At 63.1% G+C, this 2,645-nt stretch carries 3 protein-coding genes; all 3 read left to right on the top strand.

The annotated features are described in order from the left end of the window. On the top strand, positions 1–250 hold a 250-nt coding region (locus AAE029_RS36110; protein ID WP_371077748.1), incomplete at its 5' end, for a phosphopantetheine-binding protein. Beyond that, the gene (locus tag AAE029_RS36105) at positions 250–2,397 is read left to right on the top strand and encodes a condensation domain-containing protein (RefSeq protein WP_371077747.1); all 2,148 of its coding nucleotides are present in this window, start codon (positions 250–252) and stop codon (positions 2,395–2,397) included. The genes AAE029_RS36110 and AAE029_RS36105, both read left to right, overlap by 1 nt. Continuing rightward, positions 2,330–2,645, top strand: a 316-nt coding sequence (locus AAE029_RS36100) for an AMP-binding protein (protein WP_371077746.1), incomplete at its 3' end; no start/stop codon positions are given. The genes AAE029_RS36105 and AAE029_RS36100, both read left to right, overlap by 68 nt.

Here is a 2,645-nt window from a genome sequence, read left to right as displayed (position 1 = left end):
CGGTCTCGAGCGCGTCGGCATCCACGACAACTTCTTCGAGATCGGCGGCGATTCCCTGGCCCTGATGCGGATGCTTGCCCTGGCGGACCGAAAGCTCGGCCTGACCGTCAGGGTCTCTGCATTCATCATCGACCCCAGAATAGAGGCGCTGGTCGGCGGTGACGAACGCGCGGGCCAGGACAAGCTCTCGATCCTGTCGGACGATGAATTTGAGCAACTGTTGATGACCTCCCGGGAGGACAATGCCTGATGGATATGCCGGCCGATCGGAAGGAAAAGCTTGCCGCGCATTATTGCGCCTTGCCGGCTTCGGAAAGGCGCGTTCTGAGGCAGAAGCTGCGCGCGCTCGGAATTTCGCAATCCGACCTCCGCATTCACAAATTTGAGGACGAGGGGACCGATTTTCCCCTGTCTCCGGCGCAGGAGCGGCTCTGGTTCCTGTGGCGGCTCGATCCGGAGAGCCCCGCCTATAACATCGTCGGCAAGGTACGGCTGAAAGGCGAGTTGGACTGGCAGTCCCTCCAGGTAGCGGCCACACGTCTCATCGAACGGCAGGAAAGTCTTCGAACCCGTTTTCGCGAGGTCGACGGCGTTCCATTCCAGACGATCGAAACGCCGCCATCCGTTTCCTGGAAGCTTAAGGACATCGCCGATCTCGAGGAGCCCGAGCGCTCAAAGCGGCTTGACCAAATCCTGGCGGAGGCGGCGAAAGCGCCGTTTGATCTTGAACATAGCGTCCCGCTGCGACTGACCGCAATTCGTCTGGGGTCTCGGGATCAGGTTCTGCATTTTGCCATGCATCACATCATCTCAGATGCCTGGTCGATGCCCATCCTGATGAATGAGTTTGCGATATTCTATAACGCTGCGCGCGACGGGTGCGACGCCGGCCTTCCAGAGCTCCACGTTCGGTACCGCGACTACGCCCTTTGGCAGCGAGAGTGGTTGGACCGGGAAGAACTGGAGCATCAGCTCTCCTATTGGCGGGAGCGGCTTGGAAAAGAACATCCTGTGCTGCAGCTGCCGCTCGACGGCAAGAGGACGAATAGCGTCAGCGACGCAGCCGAGCAAATCGGCATAACCGTGCCGAGCCATGTGAGCGCGCCTCTCCGTCATCTCGCCCGCAGCAGCGGGACAACCCCGTTCGTCGTGCTGCTTTCGGGGCTGCAACTGCTTCTCTATCGGTATACCGGCCAATCCGACATTAGGATCGGCGTTCCCATCGCCGGCCGGGACCGCACCGAAACTCAGGATCTGATCGGCTTCTTCGTCAATACGCTCGTTCTGAGAGCCGACGTTTCAGGGGCGATGACGCTGTCCAAACTCCTGGAGCAGACGCGCCTGCGCGTCCTGGAGGCGCAGCGAAATCAGGACGTGCCCTTTGCCCAGTTGGTCGACGAGCTTCAGCCGCAGCGCAACCTGGCAACGACGCCGCTCTTTCAGGTGATGTTCAACATGCACCAGAAGGGACGCGAGCGCGTCTCGCTCGACGGCGTGACCGGCGTCTCCCAGGGAGGCGATTCCATATCGGCCCAATTCGAACTGGTTGTCGATGCGATAGATCGCGGCGAGACGTTCGATATCCTGTTTTCATACAAGACCGATCTGTTCGCCGCCGATACGATCGGCCGCATGGCACGGAAATATCTCGACATTCTTACGCAACTCGGCGACGCGGTTGGCAAGGCAACGCCCGTAGCAGATATCGCCTGGTCCGACAGCGGCCTACCTCGAGAACCTGCGGACCACCCGTTCATTCCCGTGACGGATCGGATCGGCGAGCGGGCCCTGCAACATCCCGCGGCCGAGGCTGTCGTGTGCGAGGGCGAACGTCTGTCCTATGGAGAGCTCGATGCGCTCGCCAACCGGATCGCCCGGCGGCTGCAGTCCCTCGGGGTCCAGCCGGACGAGCGCGTCGGTCTTGCGGTGGAACGCTCCACCGGCCTCGTCGCCGCCCTCCTCGGTATCATGAAGGCGGGGGCGGCCTATGTGCCGCTCGATCCGGCCTATCCGGCCGAGCGCCTCGCCCACATGATCAAGGACAGCCGCATCACCCGGGTGGTGACGGATGCGGCGACGAAGGAGACGCTTGCCGGGCTGCTGTCGGGTCTCGACACCGTGCTGGTCAATGAGGTCGGGAGCGAGAGTTCCGAGCCTTTCGTCACATCCATCCATCCCGACCAGCTCGCCTATGTCATCTACACCTCCGGCTCCACAGGAGTGCCGAAGGGGGTGGGCATCTCCCACAGGGCGCTCAGCCTGCATATCGACGACTTCCTGGGCTCGTTCGGCATCTCGGCCGCCGACACGCCGGCTGTCGCAGGAGAAGGTGACCTTCTCGCGCATCCCGACCGCCTACTGGCAGCAGTGGCTGCGCAACCTGCCGAGCGGGCTTGAGGCGCTGCGCCAGATCACCGTCGGCGGCGAGGGCCTGCCCGGCGACGCGCTGGCGGCCTGGCAGAAAGGACCGCTTTCCCATATCGCGCTGGACAATCTCTACGGCCCGACCGAGACGACGATCGCCGCGCTGTCGCGGCGCACGAGCGCCGACGACAGCACGCATGCGATCGCGCCGATCGGCGTTCCCTATCCCTCGCGCAGCGCCTATGTGATGGACGGGGACGGCAACGAGATGCCGGTCGGCG

This window comes from Sinorhizobium sp. CB7, from assembly GCF_041357635.1.
Taxonomy (GTDB): domain Bacteria; phylum Pseudomonadota; class Alphaproteobacteria; order Rhizobiales; family Rhizobiaceae; genus Rhizobium.
This window is presented reverse-complemented; position numbering and strand designations above follow the sequence as displayed.

What these genes read in the sequence shown, in the direction of transcription:
- AAE029_RS36105 (WP_371077747.1), top strand. Translation starts at nt 250, where the DNA reads ATGGATATGCCGGCCGATCGGAAGGAAAAGCTTGCCGCGCATTATTGC.